Raw genomic sequence first — 1,945 nt, forward strand, 5'->3', positions numbered from 1 at the left:
CGGCGGCGCAGGAGCTGCACGCGGCGACGCTCGGCGCGCTGGCCTCGTCGCTGGACGGTGCCACGGCGCTGGCGGTGGCGCCGAGCGGCCCGCTGCTTTCGCTGCCTTTCGAGGTGCTGCTGACCGGCCCCGCCGATCCGGCGCGGCTGGCGGAGGCGCCTTTCCTGGTGCGTCGCATGGCCGTGGCGCATGTGCCGGCCCCGGCGAATTTCGTCGGGCTGCGGCGGCTGGAGGCGTCGCGTGCGCCGCGGCCCTGGTTCGGCTTCGGCGACTTCCGCCCGCCGACGCGCGCCCAGGCGGCGCGCAGCTTCCCGGGCGAGGCCTGCGCCGAGAGCGCGGCACTCCTCGCGGGACTGCCGCCACTTCCGGCCGCGACGCGGGAGCTGGAGGCGGCGCGGCAGCTGCTCGGCGCGGCGCCGACGGACCGGCTGCTGGGCGCGGCCTTCACCGCCGATGCGGTGCGGCGCACCAGCCTGCGCGACTACCGCGTGCTGCACTTCGCCACCCACGCCGTGCTGCCCGCCGAGATCGCCTGCCAGCCGGAGCCGGCGATCCTCGCCTCCACGCCGGCCGCCGCGCCGGATGCCGCGCCGGCGCTGCTGACCGCATCGGCCATCGTGAACCTGGAGCTGGACGCGGACCTGGTGGTGCTCTCGGCCTGCAACTCCGGCGGTCCTGCGGGCAGCACGGCGGGCGAGAGCCTGTCCGGCCTGGCGCGGGCCTTCTTCTACGCCGGGGCCCGCGCGCTGCTGGTGACGCATTGGGCCGTCGATGACGGCTTCGCGGCGTATCTGGTGGCTCGCTCCCTGGCGGAGCGGCGCGCCGGGCTGGGCGCCAAGGCGTCGCTGCGGGTGGCGCAGCTGGCCGTGCTAGAGGATGCCGGGCGCGCCCTTCCCGCGGATGCGGCCCATCCCTTCTTCTGGGCGGCCTTCACGGTGATCGGCGAAGGTGGGCCGGCGGAGCCGGTTTCGCAGGCGGGGGCTTCCCGCCTATGATCGGTTGAGCGGCGTGCGGGCGATCCGCGCGGCGGTGGCTCCGAGGGGCGGGGCGTAGGGGGACAGGCGTGACGGAGCCAGTCGGCCGGCTCGGCAAGTACGAACTGCGCGGCACCCTCGGCCGCGGCGCCATGGGCGTGGTCTATGACGGCTGGGATCCGATCATCGCCCGCCGCGTGGCGATCAAGACGGTCAAGATCCCCGACCCCTCCGACACCGAGGCGATCGAGGAACTGGCCCGGTTCCGGCGCGAGGCGCAGGCGGCAGGGCGGCTGACCCACCCCAACATCGTCGCGGTCTACGACTACGGCGAGGACGGCGACATCGCCTACATCGTCATGGAGTTCGTGGACGGGCCGACGCTGAAGCACCTGCTGGACAAGCAGGAACGCATGGCGCTGCCCGACATCGTGCGGGTGATGGAGGATCTGCTGGCGGGCCTGGCCTTCAGCCATGCGCGCGGCATCGTCCATCGCGACATCAAGCCCGCCAACGTGATGCTGACGTCCGACGGCAAGGCGAAGATCGCGGATTTCGGCATCGCGCGCATCGAGAGCAGCAGCATGACCCAGGCCGGCACGGTCATGGGCACGCCGGCCTACATGTCGCCCGAGCAGTTCATGGGCCAGACGGTGGACGCCCGCACCGACATCTATTCGTCGGGCGTGCTGCTGTACCAGCTGCTGACCGGCGAGCGGCCCTTCGAGGGCGGCATGACCGCCATCATGCACAAGGCGCTGCACACCGATCCGCCCAAGCCCTCCGAGTTGTCGGTGACGGCGCCGCCGGCGCTGGACCCGGTGGTGGCGCGCGCCATGGCGAAGCGGCCGGAAGGGCGCTTCGCGAATGCCGAGGCCTTCGCGGCGGCGATCCGCCAGGCGCTGGCCGCGCCGGCGGCGGCGTCCGAGCCCTCGGTGGATGCGACGATGATGTCGGCCCCGCCCCGCGCC

2 protein-coding genes are annotated in these 1,945 nt (G+C 73.8%); both read left to right on the top strand.

Going from position 1 to position 1,945, the window contains the following annotated elements; all coding sequences use genetic code 11:
- A partial coding sequence (locus OZN99_RS30610; protein WP_270938981.1) for a CHAT domain-containing protein occupies positions 1 to 995 on the top strand: 995 nt, incomplete at its 5' end.
- A gap of 68 nt (positions 996 to 1,063) precedes the next feature.
- The coding region (locus tag OZN99_RS30615; protein ID WP_270938982.1) for a serine/threonine-protein kinase at positions 1,064 to 1,945 on the top strand (882 nt) is incomplete at its 3' end.

Source organism: Falsiroseomonas oryzae, from assembly GCF_027856955.1.
In the GTDB taxonomy this organism is placed as follows: Bacteria; Pseudomonadota; Alphaproteobacteria; order Acetobacterales; family Acetobacteraceae; genus Falsiroseomonas; species Falsiroseomonas oryzae.